The 17,979-nt window shown below is 46.3% G+C and carries 20 protein-coding genes; 1 reads left to right on the plus strand and 19 read right to left on the minus strand.

Annotated elements, in window-relative coordinates; genetic code table 11:
* Positions 1–88: 88 nt before the first annotated feature.
* The 3 genes from AC1MEO_RS11745 to AC1MEO_RS11755 all read right to left on the minus strand — a co-directional run bounded on the left by AC1MEO_RS11745 (position 89) and on the right by AC1MEO_RS11755 (position 3,115).
* The gene (locus AC1MEO_RS11745; protein ID WP_480330622.1) at positions 89–1,753 is read right to left on the minus strand and encodes a formate--tetrahydrofolate ligase; all 1,665 of its coding nucleotides are present in this window, start codon (positions 1,751–1,753) and stop codon (positions 89–91) included.
* Positions 1,754–1,893: 140 nt separating this feature from the next.
* Positions 1,894–2,856 (minus strand): hypothetical protein, encoded by a 963-nt coding sequence (locus tag AC1MEO_RS11750; RefSeq protein ID WP_480330624.1) that lies wholly within the window; start codon positions 2,854–2,856, stop codon positions 1,894–1,896.
* Between the two features lie 106 nt (positions 2,857–2,962).
* Complete coding sequence (locus AC1MEO_RS11755) at positions 2,963–3,115, minus strand: hypothetical protein (protein WP_480330626.1); 153 nt, start codon at positions 3,113–3,115, stop codon at positions 2,963–2,965.
* Between the two features lie 170 nt (positions 3,116–3,285).
* Here AC1MEO_RS11755 and AC1MEO_RS11760 point away from each other — a divergent pair, with 170 nt between their 5' ends.
* Positions 3,286–3,813, plus strand: coding sequence for a methylated-DNA--[protein]-cysteine S-methyltransferase (locus tag AC1MEO_RS11760; protein ID WP_480330628.1), 528 nt, complete (start codon positions 3,286–3,288; stop codon positions 3,811–3,813).
* A gap of 39 nt (positions 3,814–3,852) precedes the next feature.
* On the opposite strand, the gene AC1MEO_RS11765 is transcribed toward AC1MEO_RS11760, so the two are convergent.
* From AC1MEO_RS11765 to AC1MEO_RS11840, 16 genes are all read right to left on the minus strand, one after another.
* On the minus strand, positions 3,853–4,428 hold the full coding sequence (locus AC1MEO_RS11765) for a TetR/AcrR family transcriptional regulator (RefSeq protein ID WP_480330630.1): 576 nt from the start codon (positions 4,426–4,428) through the stop codon (positions 3,853–3,855).
* Positions 4,429–4,545: 117 nt separating this feature from the next.
* Entirely contained in the window at positions 4,546–5,757 is a 1,212-nt protein-coding gene (locus AC1MEO_RS11770) for an ABC transporter substrate-binding protein (protein ID WP_480330632.1), read from the minus strand.
* A gap of 86 nt (positions 5,758–5,843) precedes the next feature.
* A complete protein-coding gene (locus AC1MEO_RS11775) occupies positions 5,844–6,551 on the minus strand; it encodes an ABC transporter ATP-binding protein (RefSeq protein ID WP_480330634.1) in 708 nt (235 codons plus the stop codon).
* Entirely contained in the window at positions 6,535–7,311 is a 777-nt protein-coding gene (locus tag AC1MEO_RS11780; protein WP_480330636.1) for an ABC transporter ATP-binding protein, read from the minus strand. Before AC1MEO_RS11780 ends, AC1MEO_RS11775 begins: the two co-directional genes overlap by 17 nt.
* A 14-nt stretch (positions 7,312–7,325) precedes the next feature.
* Entirely contained in the window at positions 7,326–8,336 is a 1,011-nt protein-coding gene (locus AC1MEO_RS11785; protein WP_480330638.1) for a branched-chain amino acid ABC transporter permease, read from the minus strand.
* Positions 8,337–9,200, minus strand: coding sequence for a branched-chain amino acid ABC transporter permease (locus tag AC1MEO_RS11790; protein WP_480330640.1), 864 nt, complete (start codon positions 9,198–9,200; stop codon positions 8,337–8,339).
* A 42-nt stretch (positions 9,201–9,242) separates the two neighbouring features.
* Positions 9,243–10,391: an acyl-CoA dehydrogenase family protein gene (locus AC1MEO_RS11795; protein WP_480330642.1), complete on the minus strand. Its 1,149-nt coding sequence runs from the start codon at positions 10,389–10,391 to the stop codon at positions 9,243–9,245.
* A gap of 36 nt (positions 10,392–10,427) precedes the next feature.
* Positions 10,428–10,844 (minus strand): acyl-CoA thioesterase, encoded by a 417-nt coding sequence (locus tag AC1MEO_RS11800; RefSeq protein WP_480330644.1) that lies wholly within the window; start codon positions 10,842–10,844, stop codon positions 10,428–10,430.
* A 5-nt stretch (positions 10,845–10,849) separates the two neighbouring features.
* The gene (locus AC1MEO_RS11805; protein ID WP_480330646.1) at positions 10,850–12,022 is read right to left on the minus strand and encodes a thiolase family protein; all 1,173 of its coding nucleotides are present in this window, start codon (positions 12,020–12,022) and stop codon (positions 10,850–10,852) included.
* Between the two features lie 36 nt (positions 12,023–12,058).
* Positions 12,059–12,457, minus strand: coding sequence for a MaoC/PaaZ C-terminal domain-containing protein (locus AC1MEO_RS11810; protein ID WP_480330648.1), 399 nt, complete (start codon positions 12,455–12,457; stop codon positions 12,059–12,061).
* A complete protein-coding gene (locus AC1MEO_RS11815; protein WP_480330650.1) occupies positions 12,454–12,903 on the minus strand; it encodes a MaoC family dehydratase N-terminal domain-containing protein in 450 nt (149 codons plus the stop codon). Before AC1MEO_RS11815 ends, AC1MEO_RS11810 begins: the two co-directional genes overlap by 4 nt.
* Positions 12,904–12,919: 16 nt before the next feature.
* Complete coding sequence (gene fabG / locus AC1MEO_RS11820) at positions 12,920–13,684, minus strand: 3-oxoacyl-ACP reductase FabG (RefSeq protein ID WP_480330652.1); 765 nt, start codon at positions 13,682–13,684, stop codon at positions 12,920–12,922.
* 28 nt (positions 13,685–13,712) lie between these two features.
* Positions 13,713–14,888 carry an acyl-CoA dehydrogenase family protein gene (locus tag AC1MEO_RS11825; protein ID WP_480330654.1) on the minus strand — a complete coding sequence of 392 codons (1,176 nt, stop codon included), beginning with the start codon at positions 14,886–14,888 and terminating at the stop codon, positions 13,713–13,715.
* A 26-nt stretch (positions 14,889–14,914) separates the two neighbouring features.
* The gene (locus AC1MEO_RS11830) at positions 14,915–16,483 is read right to left on the minus strand and encodes a long-chain-fatty-acid--CoA ligase (RefSeq protein ID WP_480330656.1); all 1,569 of its coding nucleotides are present in this window, start codon (positions 16,481–16,483) and stop codon (positions 14,915–14,917) included.
* 49 nt (positions 16,484–16,532) lie between these two features.
* Positions 16,533–17,303 (minus strand): SDR family oxidoreductase, encoded by a 771-nt coding sequence (locus AC1MEO_RS11835; protein ID WP_480330658.1) that lies wholly within the window; start codon positions 17,301–17,303, stop codon positions 16,533–16,535.
* 232 nt (positions 17,304–17,535) lie between these two features.
* Positions 17,536–17,931 (minus strand): hotdog fold thioesterase, encoded by a 396-nt coding sequence (locus AC1MEO_RS11840; RefSeq protein WP_480330660.1) that lies wholly within the window; start codon positions 17,929–17,931, stop codon positions 17,536–17,538.
* Positions 17,932–17,979 lie beyond the last annotated feature (48 nt).

A 17,979-nucleotide genomic window follows, 5' to 3' on the forward strand; every position in this document is an offset into this window, starting at 1 on the left:
ATTATTAAGTTAAATTAAGAAAACGGCTCATCCTTTCATCGATTGAACAAAAATAAAGACCCGGAGCTTTCGCCCGAGTCTTTTATCCTTAAAATAAACCAATAGCTTTTCCATCAGCAGCCACGTCCATATTCAAAGCGGCCGGCTGTTTGGGAAGGCCTGGCATAGTCATGATGTCGCCCGTCAGGCAAACCAGAAAACCTGCACCCAGTTTCGGAATAATTTCCCGGATCGTGATGGTGAATCCTTCAGGACGACCCAGCAATTTAGGCTGATCCGATAAGGAGTACTGTGTTTTCGCCATGCAGATCGGCAGGGAATCCCACCCGTATTTCTTCAATTCAACCAGCTGTTTTTGCGCAAAATCCGATAATTGGATGTCCGCTCCACCATAAACTTTTTGAACGATGGTGCGAAGTTTGTCTTCGATTGAATCGTCTTCCTTGTAAAGGTGATGGAAATCCGTCGGACGCTGCAACTCCTCTTTGACCAGTTTGGCCAAGGCAATGCCGCCCTGTCCGCCTTTTTCCCAGACTTCCGTCATGGCAATCGCAACGCCTTCTGTTTCTGCCCACTCCAGCACTGTTGCCAATTCCGCTTCACTGTCTCCGGAAAAGCGGTTCAGCGCCACAACCGGCTCGATGCCGAATTGGCGGATCGTATCCACATGCTTCGCTAAATTGACCATGCCGCGTTTGACCGCATCCGCATTTTCTTCCGCCAATAGATTTTTCGCCACACCACCATGCATTTTAAGCGCACGGACAGTCGCCACAATGACAACCGCATCCGGATGGAAGCCGCCTTTTCTTGACTTGATGTGCATAAATTTCTCTGCGCCTAAATCGGCTCCGAATCCTGCTTCTGTGACTACAATATCTGCAATTCTTCTTGCCGTATTCGTCGCAATCAACGAGTTGCAGCCATGGGCGATGTTCGCGAATGGACCCCCGTGGATGATGGCGGGGGTTCCTTCAATCGTCTGAACCAGGTTCGGCTTGAACGCATCTTTCAGCAATAAAGTCAAAGCACCTTCCACTCCAAGGTCTCTTACTGTGATTGGATTTCTATCGTATGTGTAACCGATGACCATCTGTGCAAGGCGCTCTTTCAAATCTGCCAAGGAAGTGGCTAAACAAAGAACTGCCATAATTTCCGAAGCTACCGTAATGTCGAAGCCATCCTCGCGCGGCACACCTTGCCCAGGTCCGCCAAGACCGATTGTTATATGGCGAAGCGCACGGTCATTAATATCCAGCGCGCGTTTCCATGTAATGCGGCGTGGATCGATATTCAAGAGATTTCCTTGATGGAGATGATTATCAATCAACGCAGCCAATGCGTTATTCGCTGAAGTGATGGCATGGATATCCCCCGTGAAATGCAAATTGATGTCTTCCATCGGCAGGACTTGTGCAAATCCACCGCCTGTAGCTCCACCTTTCATACCCATGACCGGGCCTAAAGACGGTTCGCGCAGCGCCACTGCCACCGATTGGTCCAACTGTTTGAAAGCATCTGCCAACCCTACGGTTACAGTAGACTTCCCTTCTCCAGCAGGCGTCGGGCTGATTGCTGTCACGAGCACCACTTGCCCCATTTTTTGAATAGGCGGCAATTGGTCCACATTGATTTTCGCTTTAAAGTTTCCGTATAATTCCAAGGCTTCCTTTGGGATGCCGGCCTGTTCTGCAATTTCCAGAATGGGCTGGATCGTCGCTCTGCTCGCAATTGATAAATCCGTAAACGCCATGAATAGAATCCCAACTTTCAATTTTTTATTCAGTATACTCTGTTTTTCGCTAAAACAAAAAACTTTCTACCGGCTGCTTCCACTTTTAGCGCGCTTAAAACCAGGCCGGCAATCCTTACGTGACACTTCACCTAAAAATATCAGAACCGCAAATCACCGATAATCAGCAGTTCCGGGAAGTCCTCCTCAACGGTTGCCAACAAATCATTTTCCTCCAGCTGTTCATACAGTTCTTCTTCATCGACTTTTCGTACCGGCTCTAAATTTCCAGCAACATCATGGAATTTCAGAATGTATTTTTTCTGGTCATTCTTGGTCAGTACATAAACATCCAGCGGCTCGTACTTTTTCACTTCTTTCAACTGCTGATTCTCCAGAATCGACGCGGCATCCAGCTTGTTGAAATGAGTATAGAGAAAGGCCTCGGAACGTCCTTGTTCTGCTGAAATAAAGCTCATTTTATCCTGGTGACGGGTGATGAATCGTTCGGACAAGGACTGATGAAACGTAATGGTTTCCCATTCTACGTCATTGCTGTACTTCTCGATAAAACGTTCAGAAAGAATTTGATGGCGCGTCACCAATGTCCAGTCCACCTGGCGGGCGTGGCGATGGATCAATGGCATCGGCAAATACTGATAGCGGCACAGCTCTTCCCAAGCCAATTTGTCCTGGTGCTTTTCGATAAACACTGGTGACAGCCCTTTAGAGTTGGCCAGCTGCTGCTTCATCGAGACAAACTTCCAATATTCCGTCGCGTCAAATGGTCTGCTTTCTTTTTCAAACGTCTTTTGCTGCTTTTTGCTCAGCTCTTCTTTAGCGATAGGATGCCATTTCTTTTTGTCTGCATATTTTTCGATGAAAGTTTCAGAGAGCTTTTGCGTTTTAATGATTTCATCCCAGAACAAACGGTTTCTATACTTCCGGATAAAGCCCTCCGATAATTCCTGATGCCCTGAAATCAGTTTCCAATTTACTTGATCAAGATTTTCTTTGATGAATTTTTCCGATAAACGCTCTTCCTGGCAAATCTGATTCCAGGGAATCGAGCGCTTGTCTGTCAGCTTTTTCTCTTCCATTAATTCGGTTAAAGAATTAAACATATAAACCACTCTCTCTTTGCGTTTTGATAATGTCTATATTAACATGCCTCTCCACGAAAAACCCGCACTCCGGTCGAAACCGAAATGCGGGAAATCGTTTAAGCTGTTATTGCTTTTCCTGTTCTTCCTTATCGTCCAGATCATCCTGCAGGTTTGGGATCCGTCCGCTGTCTGTCATCTCCATGTCCTTTTCCTGTTCTCTCAATTCCTTTTCCAACTGTTTTTGCTTTAATTCTTCTAAATTTTTATCTTTTGCCACCGTAATCCCTCCTCTCTTTATTAATTTTCCTATTCCCGCATATCAGCCATTAAAACGGAAAACCCCGCGTCTCCAAAAATTTCACATTTGGCTTTCCTTGAATAAAACCTCATTTGCTAGTTAAGATAGAAACAAAAGACTGCATCACTTAAAGGAAAGGATGAAAAGACATGCCCGTCGCCAGTCACCAGATCTATTGGTCAATCATCGAACAGAACCAATGGAAACTCTATATCGCCAAAACTGAAAAAGGCTTGTGTTATATAGGCTCGCCGGGTGAAAGCTTTGAAGAATTTACGGCGTATCTCCAAAAGCGCTTTCCTTCTGCCTCTCTCGAGAAAAACGATAGCTTGCTGGAGAACTATAAACAAGAGTTGACTGCATACTTGGCCGGGTCACAGCAAACATTTTCTTTGCCGGTTGATGTACAAGGAACTCCTTTTCAACAACAAACCTGGCAGGCATTAAAAGAAATACCATACGGACAAACCCTTTCTTACTCCCAAATCGCCGAACGCATGGGCAGACCCACAGCTGTACGGGCAGCAGCAACAGCAATCGCCGCCAATCCTTTGCTCATCACTGTTCCATGCCATCGTGTCATCGGCAAGAACGGCGCCATGAGCGGATACAGGGGCGGACTTGCTTTCAAACGATTTTTGCTTGAGTTGGAAGCCCGAAATCTGAAACATGAGTAAATAAAACCCCACTTCAGCCGCTGAAGTGGGGTTCGTTTTTTAATTGGAGGTACCGGAAGAATGAATGCCATACAAGATGAAATCCGTATACATGGCGGAAAGCTCCTTCACCGATAAGCTGCCTTCTGGATTAAACCATTGGTAGCTCCAATTCGTGATGCCTAAAATGGCAAATGTAATTATTTTAGGCTGCAGCTCTTTTCTGAATTCATTCGCTTCAATGCCTTGGGCCAATAATATTTCGATATTGTCCCTGAAAGTGGCCCGTTTTTGCCTGATTATGGCGGCGTTGTCTTCTTTTAAATGACGGATTTCCCGGAAATATACACGGCCAACTGCTCCCTGCTTCTCAATATCCCCAACAATTAATTCAACAATCGCCATTAATTTATCTTTATAGCTTTTCTCGGTGTCCAGAATAGTCTTCTGCCTTCTTAACAGATCATCGATATAATGCGAATGGATATCCATCAAAAGGGCTTCTTTGCTTTTGAAATGATAATAAAAAGAACCTTTTGTTACGCCGATTGTATCAACGATATCTTGTATAGAAGTGGCACTGAATCCTTTTTCTACAAAAAGATTGATGCTTTGTTTGATTAATTCGCTTTTCATGCAGCCCACTGCCTTTCTTCATCTTAAAAGTCTTGTCGTATTATAACATTTCTTTTGCCTCCATTCCTAAATATAGAACAAAGAGAGTACAGAATGTACTCTCTTCCAAATTCGTCATTATTCACCAACCACTACCAGTTTGCCATCCTCGATATAAGAAACACGGAGCATCGACCCAAAGCCGCCATCTTCTCCGACTTCAGGAATTATATATACTTGTTTGTCTTCCGGAAGGTTTTTGGCGCCTTCGTCCATCGCTGCCATGATGGCTTTTGTATCATCCACCGACCCTGCAGCTTTCATCGCTTCCGCCAATACGTACAAGGAAACATAGTGGAAAGCAGACTCCGCACTTGGATCCCGGTCGTTATTTTCTTTGTATTTCCCTACGTATTCAGCTGTGCCAGGAAATTCCGAATTGACCAGAGGCGTTGTCGAAATTGCTCCTTCAAGCAAACTGTAATCGCCGCCAAGCACAGCAGCCATTTCATCCAGCTTCGCTTGGTCCATGATCAGGAATCCACCTTCAAATCCAAGGTCACGCGCCTGTTTTGCAACAAGGGCTGTCGGCTCAGATGGACCACCGATAAACATAACATCCGGATCCTGTTCTAAAGCATTAGAAACGATGGTTTGGAAATCTGTATCTTTGCTGAAATCGATGGATTCATTAAAGACCACTTCTCCACCTTTTTCTTCCCATACCGGCTGAAGCATTTCAGACCAGTCTTTTCCATATTGGCTCGCCGTTGGAAGAAAAGCGATCTTTTCGCCGAAACGCTCCATTTCATAGTCTGAAAAAGGCTCTAAATATTGGTCGTAACGAGGTGGAATCCGGACATTCAAAGCATTCCCTTGGTCCGTTACGCCCGGTTCGCTGGTGTATCCCATAATAACGAAATCTTCCATTTCATTAAATACTTGCATGGCATAAATTCCACCACTATGCGGACTGTAGATGAATTTCGCATCTTCTTCCTGGACCAGACGTTTAGCATTAGCCGCAGTTTCGTTCGGCAAGTATTTATCATCCAAAGTAGAAACAGCAAATGTATAACTTTGTCCGTCCACTTCGATTCCACCTTCTTCATTAATATCTTTTACAGCCATTTCCAATCCCTTTAAAGTTTCTGCCCCGTACGTTGCAGCAGGTCCGCTTAAAGGTCCGCTGTAGCCGATAGTGATTTCCCCACCTGAACCTCCTGAACCTTCTGAACTGCCCGAGCTGCTGCCTGCTTCTGTTGAGGCTTCCTCGTTTCCGCAAGCTGATACAATTAAAATCAATAGAAATAGCAATCCGCCGAACAAGCCTTTTTTTAATAAGTGCATAAAATAATCTCCCCTTTTATCCAATTTTTTTATTTCAGCAACCCGAGAAGCGGAGTCTCACCTCCTTTAATTTCGAATTTTATCCTTTAAGCGCCGATATACGCTTTCCGGATGGCATCATTATTGAACAGTTCTGCACTGCTTCCTTTTAAAACGACCCTTCCGTTTTCAATCACGTAGCCGCGGTCCGCAATTTTCAAAGCGGCATTGGCGTTTTGTTCTGCGAGCAGCACCGTTGTTCCGCTCTTATTAATTTTTTGAATGATTGAAAACATCTGTTCTACAATCAATGGAGCGAGCCCGATGGATGGTTCATCCAGCATGATCAACTTCGGTTTGGACATCAATGCCCGGCCGATCGCCAGCATCTGCTGCTGCCCTCCGCTTAACGAGCCTGCTGAATCATCTTTTTTGTCCCTCAAAATTCCAAACAGCTCATAGACTTCTTCCAATGAACTTTTCAATTGCGCTTTTTTGCTGCGATGGACAAATCCGCCCATCATCAAATTTTGCTGAACGGTCATATCCGGAAAAAGTTTTTTTCCTTCCGGGCACTGGACAACGCCTAATTTCACCATCCGGTCAGGAGAGTTGCCTTTGACGCTCCCACCCAGAAATTGAATATCTCCCAATGCCGGTTTACTCAATCCGCTGACGGCATTGAAGATTGTGCTTTTGCCGGCTCCATTGGCTCCGAGCAGGACCACCAGTTCCCCTTCCTGCACTTCGATGTCGATATTGCTGAGTGCCTGGAAAGCACCAAACTTTACTGTTACGTCAATTAACTTCAGCAATCGCTTCGCCCCCCAAATAAGCTTCAATGACGACAGGATTATTTTTTATTTCATCCGGTGTGCCTTCCGCAATTTTCGCCCCTTGATTCAAGACCATGATTTTATCAGCCATCCCCATAATCATCTGCATCTTGTGTTCGATTGTACAAACCGTAATCCCGCTGGCCGCTATTTTTTTCATCAATTGAGCCAGCCCATCTGTTTCTTCAGGGTTGATGCCAGCAGCCGGTTCATCGAGAAACATCACTTTTGGACCCGTTGCAAGAGCCAAGGCAATCGCCACTCTTTTTTTCGCCTCTTGTGTGATAATCGAAACCTGCGTGTCTGCTAAGTGCGCCATCCCGACAAACTCCAACGACTCCATCGCTTTTTCGTATGCCCTGTTCTCCTCTTCTTTTTCCCGCCGCGTTCGAAACACCGCATCGAACAAATTCGATTTTGTCCGCAAGCGATGCCCCACGATGACATTGTCTAGGACGGTCGATTGTTCAAATAAATGTGTCGTTTGAAACGTTCTGGCAATCCCGAGGTGGGCCCCTTTGTGGACCGGTATTTTCGTGATGTCTTTTCCTTCAAATAGGATGCTGCCGGATGTCGGCTTATGAAACCCGTTGATCAAATTGAAGAAAGTGGATTTCCCCGCCCCGTTTGGACCGATGATGGCGGTGATTTTGCCCTTCTCTATTTCAAAATCCACATTGTCGACTGCTATCAGGCCACCGAATTTTTTAGTGATTCCTTTCACTTCAATAAACGCCACATTGACACCCCCATTTATTTTTTTGTCGATTTCGCCGGAACCGGATTGAAATATTTATTATCCTTCGGTACTTTCTTCTGTTGGAGTCTCGCTTTCACTTTGTAGAACCCTCCGACAATTCCGGTTGGAAAGAAAATGACCATGACAACCAAGATCGGACCGAAAATCAATAAATGATATTCCTGATAGCTTCTCAAGAACTGCTCCAGCCAGATAAACAGCATGGTTCCGACGAGTGGGCCGGACAGCGTACCGATCCCTCCCACAATCAAATACATCAGGAAGTTGAAGACCATATTCGTGCTTGCAACATCCGGACCGATAAAACGTGTCAGGGATGCGTATAAAGCGCCGGCAAGCCCGGCATAAGCAACTGAAATGACAAACGACACCAGCTTATTCACTTTTGTGTTGATGCCCAGTGTCTGCGCCAATTCTTCGCTATTGCGGATTGCAATATAAGTTCTGCCTGTCAGCGACCGAACAATGCGAACGGCGACGAATATGGACAGCAAGAGGAAAAACAAAACCAAATAATACATCGCAGTCGCCGATTCAAAGTTCAACGGCCCGATCGGATCCGGTATCGGAATACCGATCAATCCACGCACCCCGCCTGTCAAACCGTCCCATTTATCAATCAGCAGGTAAATCAAGTAACCGACAATCAAGGTATAAATAGCGAAAAAATGCTCTTTTGTCCGAAGCGCAATGGCCCCCAGCAACAAGCCTGCAGCACTAGTGATCAAAACCGCCACCAGAAGCGCCAGCCAGAAGTTCATTTCTGTACGTGTCGTCAAAATTCCCAGCGAATAAGCGCCGATGGCAAAAAATCCCGCATGAGCCAAAGACAGCTGCCCTGTAAAGCCGGCGATGATGTTCATACCGTAAACACTTATTGTAAAAATGAAACCGATGGTCATGACATGCAGCACATAGCGGTTATCTGCATAAATCAGTGGGAATACGAGAGCAAAGACAATCAGCAAAGCGATCAGGGTACGGTGATTAAAAATCTTATCCACTTAATAGACCCCCTTTGCGAACAAACCTTTAGGACGGACCGTCATGATGATGATCAATAATAGAAATGCAATCATATCTTTGTAATCATTCGAAATGTAAGTAGCTCCCATGCTTTCAGTCAATCCGAGAATAAGCCCGGCAATGATAGCTCCAGGAATACTGCCCATTCCTCCAATAATGACAACCACAAAAGCTTTCAAGATGACCAAATGCCCCATTGCCGGAAACACCAAGTTGATGGGAGAAGCCAGAGATGCGGCAATTGCAGCCAAGCCCCCTGAAATCGCGAATGTCATCATCGCCACTTTATTGGCATTAATGCCGACAAGAAAAGCCCCTTCCCGATTTTGTGCCATCGCCAGAATCGAAGCGCCCATCATCGTTTTTTTCAAGAACAGCGTCAATAGGAATACGACAATCACTGTTACAGCAATCACCAGAAGCCGCTGACTGGTCATCGACACGCCAGCCACAGAGATATTGTTGTCGAATGGCGTCAACATGCGCAGGTATTCAGTGCCCCACACAAGCTGGACCAAGGCTTCAAAAAACAGCACCAATCCGATTGCAGCAATTTTGTCATGGATCGGCGGCGAATCCCGGAGTGGATGAAACACCAGCCGCTCCATCAGGACTGCCAATGCCGCTACAACAACGATCGAGGCGATGATGGCGATAAAGTAATGGACGCCTGTGGCTGACATCACCATCAACGTTACGTAGCCACCCACTAAATACAATGCTCCATGTGCAAAGTTCGGGATATGCAAAATGCCGAAAACCAGCGTCAAGCCAATAGCGACAAGTGTGTAAACGCTTCCAAGAGTGAGCCCGTTAAAAACCTGCTGCAAAAATAAGTCCATCTTTCTCCCTCCTCTTCCCTATACTTTGGCCAGAATCAGCCGCTAAGAATATTCTTTGCTCAAACGACCCGCGATAATATTTTTCTGGATTTCAGAAGTCCCTTCGTAAATTCGGGTGATTCTTGCATCACGGTAATAGCGTTCGATCGGATAATCGGCGATATAGCCGATGCCTCCGTGGACCTGCAGCGCTTTGTCGGCCACGCGGTTATACACTTCAGAACCGAATAATTTCACCATCGCCGCTTCTTTGATCACTTGCTGGCCTTGGTCGACCATCCATGCCACGCGATACATAAATGACCGCAGCACTTCCACATCCACCGCCATTTCAGAAAGCATATGAGCCACAGCCTGATGCTCAATAATCGGCTTGCCGAATTGCACACGCTCTTTAGCGAATCTGACGGATAAGTCGAGCAAATGCTGGGAAGACCCTAAATTTCTGGCAGCAAGCCCCGCCCGGCCATTCGCCAGTATTTTCAAGGCATTGACGTAACCTTGTCCTTCGCTGCCCAAAATGTTTTCAATCGGCACTTCACAGTCTTCCATAATGACTTCTGCCGAATGGGAACCGTGAAGGCCCATCTTTTTCTCGACAGCCCCTACATGGAACCCCGGAAAACTTTTTTCAACAATGAATGAGGTGATCCCTTTCGCGCCTTTTTCGGGGTCGGTTACTGCCATCACTGTAAAAACATCCGCTTTTGTGGCGTTGGTAATATAATGCTTGAGACCGTTCAATATATACTTATCGCCCTTTTTAACGGCAGTCGTTTTCAAATTCGTTGCATGCGATCCAGCTTGCGGCTCGGTCAATGCAAAAGCCCCGAGCCGTTCTCCCGAAGCCATGTCCGGTAAATACTTTCTCTTTTGCTGCTCATTGCCCATTTCAACAATTCCGACAGTCCCGATTCCTGTATGAGCCCCGATTAACGTCGTATAGCCATTGTGCGTTGCACCAATTTCTTCATAAAGTGCACATTTCCCGACCATATCGATGCCTAGTCCTCCGTATTCTTCCGGAATGCTCAAGCCGAATAATCCCATTTCCTTTGAAAGCTGGATGATCCGTTCTGGAATTTCATCGTCTTCTTCAATTTGCATCGCCACTTTTTCCACTTCATTTTGGATAAATAGACGAATATTGCGCTTGAGAAATTGAATATCCTCACTTAAGTTGAAATCCATTTTCACCCCTCTTTTCTTTCACGATGTGCAACGGCCCTAAGCTTTCATCAAAAAGTTTTCAAGCATCTCACGGAGCACTGGCGGAATCTTTTCAGTCTGCTGTTTTTGGTAATCAAAACAGACAATTGCCGCACGTCCTGAAGCAATCCGCCCTCCTGTTTCGTTGTTGGTGATTTCATGGACCAGTTCAAAGCTTTTCGAACCGATCCGCTCCACTCTTGTCGCAATCGCCAAAGTTTGCCCAGCATAAGCCTGAACCAGAAAATCACAGCTTGTGGAAGCGACGATAAAGTCGATATTGCCTCTTTTTTCATTGCCGGTAAAACCGATGGCCTTGAAAAACTTCGAACGTGCCTCTTCCAAATAGATAAAATAACTGATGTTGCTGACATGGCCGCCGGCATCGGTTTCGCAGAATCTGACGTAGACATTAATATCGGGTATCTTCTCCAAAGTTCTTACCCCTCTCGTTCTATAATCGTCGCAATGCCTTGTCCACCGCCGATGCAAGCTGTAATGAGAGCATATCTTCCACCAGAACGCTGCAATTCATAAACCGCTTTGGTCAGCAGAATGGCCCCAGTCGCACCAAGCGGATGGCCGAGTGCAATAGCTCCTCCATTTATATTCACCTTGTCCATATCCATCTTCAATTCTTTATTGCAGGCAAGCACTTGAGATGCAAAAGCTTCATTGATTTCGATGACATCGATATCGGCCAAGGCAAGCCCCGCCTTCTTCAACGCTTTTTGTGTTGCTGGAACCGGTCCAATGCCCATAATATTCGGGTCAACACCCGCAACGGCTTGAGCGCGTATAACCCCTAAAACTTTCAAACCCAGCTCGTCCGCTTTTTCCCTGGACATGATGACTGCAGCTGAGGCGGCGTCATTCAAACCCGAACTGCTTCCGGCCGTCACTGTTCCATTTTCAAGAAAAGCTGGAGGCAATTTCGCCAGTGCTTGCTGGGTGGTTTGTGGGCGCGGATGCTCATCTTCTTTAAATTCAATGGGCTCCCCTTTGCGGACCGGGATTTGAATGGGCACAATCTGCTCATCAAAACGCCCTTCTTCCATTGCTTGTGCAGCGCGCTTTTGGCTCTCCAATGCAAACTGGTCCTGCTCTTCACGGCTGATGCCGTATTGTTTCGCCAAATTTTCAGCTGTTATGCCCATGGGCGGATCTCCTATTTCTTTAGGCGACAATTGAGATTTACGGAATTTTGGCGGCGCCGGACTATACGCTTTTTCAGGCTTCTCCATTAAATAAGGGGCACGGCTCATGCTTTCAAGCCCTCCAGCTACAAAAACATCTCCATCTCCTGCCCAGATGGCTTGTGCTGCAAGATTAATCGCGTTGATGCCGGAGCCGCATTGGCGGTCAACCGTCAATCCAGGAAGCTCTATTCCAAGCCCGGTCTCCAATGCCGTCAATCTGGCAATGTTCCCTCCTGCACTCAAGACATTGCCCATAATGATGTCATCTATAACAGCCGCATCGATGCCCGCACGCGCTATTGCCGCTTTGATCACTTCCGCTCCAAAAACATGGGCGGGGACCGATGCCAAAGCACCGCCTTGCCGTCCGATTGCTGTTCTTACTGCTGATACGATCACTGCATCTCTGTTCATGGATACACCTTCCCCTTTCAAAAATAATTCCGATGATTATAACGAAAAAACAAGTTCACCTTTCAGCACATCTTTATTGCTTTGATTGACGGCTTGAACTTGGAATATAATTTGCTGCTCTTTCTTTTCAACAATGGTCGCTTTTAACGTAATGACATCTTCCAGAAAAACCATGCCTTTAAAACGAATGGCATAATCCTGGATAAACCCTTCTTCCAGGAAAGGGGTGAAAATTTTCGCCAGATTCCCCATCGTCCACATGCCATGGGCGATTATCCCGGGTAATCCTGCTCCTTCAGCTTCGGCATCAATGGTGTGGATTGGGTTAAAGTCACCGGAAGCTCCTGCATATTTGATCAAATCCAGACGCGTCACAGGTTCCAATTGAATGGGCGACAAGCTGTCGCCTTCCTGAAAATCCATTACCCGGTTCATACCGTCATCCCCTTTCTGGCGGCTTCGTTGATGATGACGATGCGTTCTTCTGTAAACAACAATTCACCAGCTTCACTTTCCCCTTTTTTTATGACGACCAAAAATCCCATTTCTCCAAAGTTGCCGCTTTTCTCGTAATAATCTTTCACTTCCATCCAGCAATAGACATCTTCTCCGATAAACAGCGGCCGTTCGTAATGGTAAATCTGTTCCCCGTGGATCAAGCCTTTCGACGGGAGATCTAATCCATCAATTTTTCCGGCATCAAAAGTCACCGGAAACGTAGGAGGCGCAATGTTTTGGCTGTAACGCGAAGCTGCACCTGCCTGTTCATCGATATAAATGGGCGCCGGGTCGCCGATCGCTTCAGCGAATTTCCGGACTGCCCCTCTTTCAATCGTATTCTTCACTTTTTCCGAACGTTTCCCAATGCTTTCTTTCAGCATACTTGCACCTCCACCGTTAATTTTTCGGTCCGCCCGCTACATATAAGACTTGTCCGCTGACAAACGAGGAACGTTCATCTGCAAAAAAGGCGACGGCGTTCGCAATATCTTCCGGCTTTCCACTTCGGCCAACCGGAATAGTTGAAACACTCGCTTTGATCAATTCTTCAAAAGGCACACCAATGCGTTCAGCAGTCGCTTTCGTCATATCCGTCTCGATAAAACCGGGTGCCACTGCGTTGGCTGTGATTCCATATTTCCCGAGTTCGATTGCCAAAGTTTTAGTAAACCCTTGGAGCCCGGCTTTTGCTGTCGCGTAATTGGCTTGCCCCCGATTGCCAAGTGCGGAAGTCGAAGAAATATTGATGATCCGTCCATATTTGTTTTGGGTCATATAGTGTTGCGCCGCACGTGTCGCATAAAATGCCCCTTTCAAATGGACGTCTGTAACCGTCAGCCAGTCCTCATCTGTCATTTTAAACAGCATATTATCCCGGATGACCCCTGCGTTATTAACGAGTACATCAATCGAACCGAATTTCTCGAAGACCTCTCTCATCGCCCCTTCGATTTGTTCTTTGTCGGTGACGCTGGCATTTTTCGTATAGATGGAATAGCCTTGCCCGCTCATTTCTTCCTGGGCTGCCTGAAGCGCCTCTTCGTTGACGTCGATGATTGCTACATTTGCTCCTTCACTTGCAAACCGTTCGGCAATCTGACGGCCGATCCCCCGGCTGCCGCCTGTAACAAATGCCGTTTTTCCTTCAAATGAATTTCCCATTGGTATGCCTCCCTTTTCTTCCATCCGATTAAACCGATTGCCCCACTTTTACGTGGCCCTTCAATAAATTCCTTGAGATGATCATGCGCTGGATTTCATCTGTCCCATCATAAATTCTCCATAATCTTGCTTCACGATACCAACGCTCAATCGGCAATTCCCGTGTATAGCCCATGCCTCCATGAATTTGAAGAACCCGGTCCACAACCCGGTTGCCCATGTTCGCGCCATAGAGTTTCGCCATGGACGCCAGATGGCGATTATCTTCTCCTTGGTCCAATGTGAAGGCAGCATTTAACACCAGCCATTTTGCTGCTTCAATTTCCACTGCGGAATCAGCAATCGGCCATTGGATTGCCTGGCGTTCCGCAATCGGTTTGCCGAAGGTTTTGCGGTCTTTTGAATAATCGATGGCCATCTGCAGCAAACGTTCACTCATCCCGACAGCCCGCGCTCCAACCACCCAACGTGCAAAGCCGATCCATTCAAGCCCCAAATTATAGCCGCCGTTGATTTCGCCCAGAACATTCTCTTCCGGCACACGAACGTTGTCGAAAACCAGTCCAGCCGGCCCCCATTCGCCCATCGTATCGATGTATTCGGATTTCCAGCCCATGTCCCGGTCGACGATAAAACAGGTGACACCCGAACGGCCCGTTTGCTGATGCAACTCTTTGTCTGTGATGGCGATCACCATAACGAAATCGGCTTCATTGCCGCCTGTGATAAAGGTTTTTTCACCATTCAAGACCCATTCATTGCCGTCTTTGACAGCCGTCATCTTCAAGTTTTGAGTATCAGATCCCGCTTCCGGTTCGGTCATTGCGAAACAGGATTTCTTTTCCCCATTGATGGTTGGGATCAAGTATTTCTTTTTTTGCTCTTCATTGCCGTAATAAAGGATGTTGTCGGCAGATCCTCCGAATGTGAAGGGCACAAAGGTTTTCGATACTTCCATCAAAACGATGGCCAGCATCATTTGGCCGAGATTCGATCCACCGTATTCTTCGGGAGTATTGATGCCCCAGAAGCCAAAATCCTTTGCTTTTTTCTGCAGTTCTTTCATTTTTCCAGGTTCCAGGCTCGGACGCCCTTCCCTCTCATTTTTCAACACTTCATTTTCCAACGGAATCAATTCTTTTTCCACAAAGCGGCGTATCGTTTTTTGGACCATCGTTTGTTCTTCTGATAAACGTAAATGCATGCTGATCTCCCCATTTCCTCGTTTGTTTATAAATTGGCGTATTGTTTTTGCAAAGCACGTTTCAATATTTTCCCGACAGCTGTTTTTGGCAGTTCTTCCGTAATAATGATGGCTTCCGGCACTTTATAGGCCGATAGCTGTGTTCGGCAATAAGCGATCAACTCTTCTTCCGTCACTACTTCACTCAAGACCACGACCGCTCGAACCGTTTCACCGCGGTACGCATCCGGAACTCCGAAAACAGCTGCTTCCCGTATGGCGGGATGATGGTAAAGGACATTTTCCACTTCAATTGGATAGACATTAAACCCACTTGCCAGAATCATCTCCTTTTTCCGGCCGACAATGTAAAAGAATCCATCTTCATCCATTTTTGCGAGATCTCCGGTATACAGCCAATCTTCCCGAATCGCCACAGCGGTTTCTTCCGGCCTGTTCCAATAGCCTTTCATCACTTGCGGACCTCGGACAACCAGCTCACCCACCTGACCAACCGGCAAGGTTTCTTGTCCTGTTGCTATATCGACAATGCGTGAATCGGTATTCGGCAACGGTATGCCGATGCTGCCATTTTTCTGCAAGCTTTGAACTGGATTCCGATGCGTTACAGGGGATGCTTCTGATAATCCGTAGCCTTCCGCGACAGTAGTTCCGCTGATGGCATTGAAACGCTCAAGCACTTCCAAGGGCAATGGGGCTGACCCACTGCTGCAGGATACCAAACAACTCAAATCAAATTTTCTTGATCGATGATAATCCAGCAAAGCAATATACATGGTAGGCACTCCTGGAAACGCAGTCGGTTTTTCTGTTTCGATCAGCTCCACTACTTGGCCAACATCAAATTTGGGTACCAGAATCATGTTGCCTCCATTATAGAAAGTGACACTCATGCCGCTCGTCATACCGTACACATGAAATAAAGGAGATATGGTCAACACTTTCTCTTCTCCTTTTTTAGTCGTCACTTCAGAAGTTGCAGCACTTTGTAAGGTGTTGGCGACAATATTGCGATGTGTTAGCATGGCACCTTTCGGGAGCCCGGTTGTGCCTCCTGTATACTGGATGACCGCTACATCTTCTTTCGGATCAATCGTTATGCGAGGCAGATCACCATTTGGAACAGCTTCTTCTGCACCGCCATCAAGACCCGGTGCCAGTACATGTTCGACCGATGTCTTATCTTTGATGCTGTCGAACAAAGGCATTAACCGATCCAGTATAATTAAGGCTTTTGTCTCTGAATCATTGAGAATGTGAAGAAGTTCTGCAGGTTGGAACATCGGATTCAACTGGACGATTGTAGCCCCACAGGAAAGTGCAGCATAAAAACTGATGGGATATTGCGGACAGTTCGGCAGCATGATGGCCACTCGGTCGTTTTTCCGGATACCCATCCCATACAGTTTTTCCGAAAAATTTCCGATGGCCTCATTTAGTTCTTTATAGCTGTAGGTCTTATCGAAAAAGGTGACCGCTGTATGGTCTGCATACTGTTCTGTCGACTGCTTGAACAATTCCACCAATGAAATGTTGGGTATCTCAATGCTTTTCGGATTTCCTTCTGCTATATGCTTTAACCAAGGTCTATCCATGCTTTTCCTCCTTCTGGACTTTATATTTTTTTAACTTTCAGCCTGAATTTTATAAGGAACTTCCGCCATCCACGGCAATTACTTGGCCTGTTATGTAATCACTGGCGCCGCCTGCCAGAAAAAGCGCGGCTCCCTGAAGCGATCGGGGGTCCCCAAGTTTTTTCATCGGGTTTTTATTGACGATCGTATCCGTCTGCTGTGCGATGACATGTTTGGTCATTTTTGTTTCAAAAAACCCAGGAGCGATGGCATTGACATACAATCCATGCCCTGCCCATTTCCGTGCTAAATCTTTGGTGAAATGGTGGACAGCCGCTTTGCTAGTGCTGTAACCGATGGCATTCAGCACTTCTGGCGGTTCCGCTCTCAAGCCGGCGACAGAACCGATATTGATGATTTTTCCATAGCCCTTGCTGATCATATGCACCCCAACTTCCTTGGACATGAGGAAAGTCCCCGTAACATTTACATTCATCACTTTTTCCCATGCATCCAGCGGCATTTTTTCCATCTCTTCTCCCCAGGTTGCTCCGCTGTTATTAACCAAAATGTCGATGCTGCCAAAATCCGCCATTACCGACTGAACAACTGTTTTCACTTGCTCTTCATCGCCGACATTGCATTCGTAAGCGCGGGCTTTAATACCAAAGCGGCTTTCCAATTGATCAGCCGCCTCTTGGCAATTTTTCACTTTGCGTGAACAAACCGCTATATTTGCTCCATATTCGGCAAAAATTTCGGCAATATTCCGGCCAAGGCCGCTTCCACCTCCTGTAATCAAAGCTGTCTTGCCCGTCAAATCAAATAAAGAATCTGTCATTTCCTCACTCCCATACATACTATACGGACGGTATTTAATACTGTACGGACGGTATGTTATTTTTTTAAAAAAACCTTTTACGATCTAAGGCATAAAAGGAATGTAACCGCTTTAGTTTTCTTAAAATTCAGTATACATTAACAAATAGATTTTGTTAACAATATTTTTCAATTTCTGTATCTAAAAAAAATCCATTACACACCTTAAGGTGACGGTAATGGATTTCTGCTGATTACTTTTTCTTTTTCACAATTGCCACGGTACATCGCGATACACAAATAAGTTTTTCTTCTTCATCGATGATTTTGATATCCCAAACCATCGTTGTTCTGCCTTTATGGAGCGGCGTCCCTATAGCTGTCACCAGCCCCTCCTGCTTGCCGCGCAGGTGATTGGCATTGATTTCTAAGCCAACGGCAATTTCAATCTCTTGATCGATTAAATGCCAAGTTCCAACACTGGCGACCGATTCGGCCAATACCACTGAAGCTCCCCCATGCAACTGCCCAAAAGGCTGATGGGTCGCTGCATGAACAGGCATCGTCGCTACCACTTTGTCCGGGGTGATTTCAATATATTCAATCCCCAGTACCCCTACAATTGTTTCTTCCACCGGTTTCATCTGCATCCCGCCACTCTCCTTTTCCATTTTAAAACCCCTCCGCCTTTGCTTATA

The organism is Planococcus sp. BI3, assembly GCF_056680115.1.

Bases quoted from the DNA above. Each gene is read 5' to 3' on its own strand.
- AC1MEO_RS11745 (WP_480330622.1), bottom strand. From the start codon at position 1,753: ATGGCGTTTACGGATTTATCAATTGCGAGCAGAGCGACGATCCAGCCC.
- AC1MEO_RS11750 (WP_480330624.1), bottom strand. From the start codon at position 2,856: ATGTTTAATTCTTTAACCGAATTAATGGAAGAGAAAAAGCTGACAGAC.
- AC1MEO_RS11760 (WP_480330628.1), top strand. From the start codon at position 3,286: ATGCCCGTCGCCAGTCACCAGATCTATTGGTCAATCATCGAACAGAAC.
- AC1MEO_RS11765 (WP_480330630.1), bottom strand. From the start codon at position 4,428: ATGAAAAGCGAATTAATCAAACAAAGCATCAATCTTTTTGTAGAAAAA.
- AC1MEO_RS11770 (WP_480330632.1), bottom strand. From the start codon at position 5,757: ATGCACTTATTAAAAAAAGGCTTGTTCGGCGGATTGCTATTTCTATTG.
- AC1MEO_RS11790 (WP_480330640.1), bottom strand. From the start codon at position 9,200: ATGGACTTATTTTTGCAGCAGGTTTTTAACGGGCTCACTCTTGGAAGC.
- AC1MEO_RS11795 (WP_480330642.1), bottom strand. From the start codon at position 10,391: ATGGATTTCAACTTAAGTGAGGATATTCAATTTCTCAAGCGCAATATT.
- AC1MEO_RS11805 (WP_480330646.1), bottom strand. From the start codon at position 12,022: ATGAACAGAGATGCAGTGATCGTATCAGCAGTAAGAACAGCAATCGGA.
- AC1MEO_RS11810 (WP_480330648.1), bottom strand. From the start codon at position 12,457: ATGAACCGGGTAATGGATTTTCAGGAAGGCGACAGCTTGTCGCCCATT.
- AC1MEO_RS11815 (WP_480330650.1), bottom strand. From the start codon at position 12,903: ATGCTGAAAGAAAGCATTGGGAAACGTTCGGAAAAAGTGAAGAATACG.
- fabG (WP_480330652.1), bottom strand. From the start codon at position 13,684: ATGGGAAATTCATTTGAAGGAAAAACGGCATTTGTTACAGGCGGCAGC.
- AC1MEO_RS11825 (WP_480330654.1), bottom strand. From the start codon at position 14,888: ATGCATTTACGTTTATCAGAAGAACAAACGATGGTCCAAAAAACGATA.
- AC1MEO_RS11830 (WP_480330656.1), bottom strand. From the start codon at position 16,483: ATGGATAGACCTTGGTTAAAGCATATAGCAGAAGGAAATCCGAAAAGC.
- AC1MEO_RS11835 (WP_480330658.1), bottom strand. From the start codon at position 17,303: ATGACAGATTCTTTATTTGATTTGACGGGCAAGACAGCTTTGATTACA.
- AC1MEO_RS11840 (WP_480330660.1), bottom strand. From the start codon at position 17,931: ATGCAGATGAAACCGGTGGAAGAAACAATTGTAGGGGTACTGGGGATT.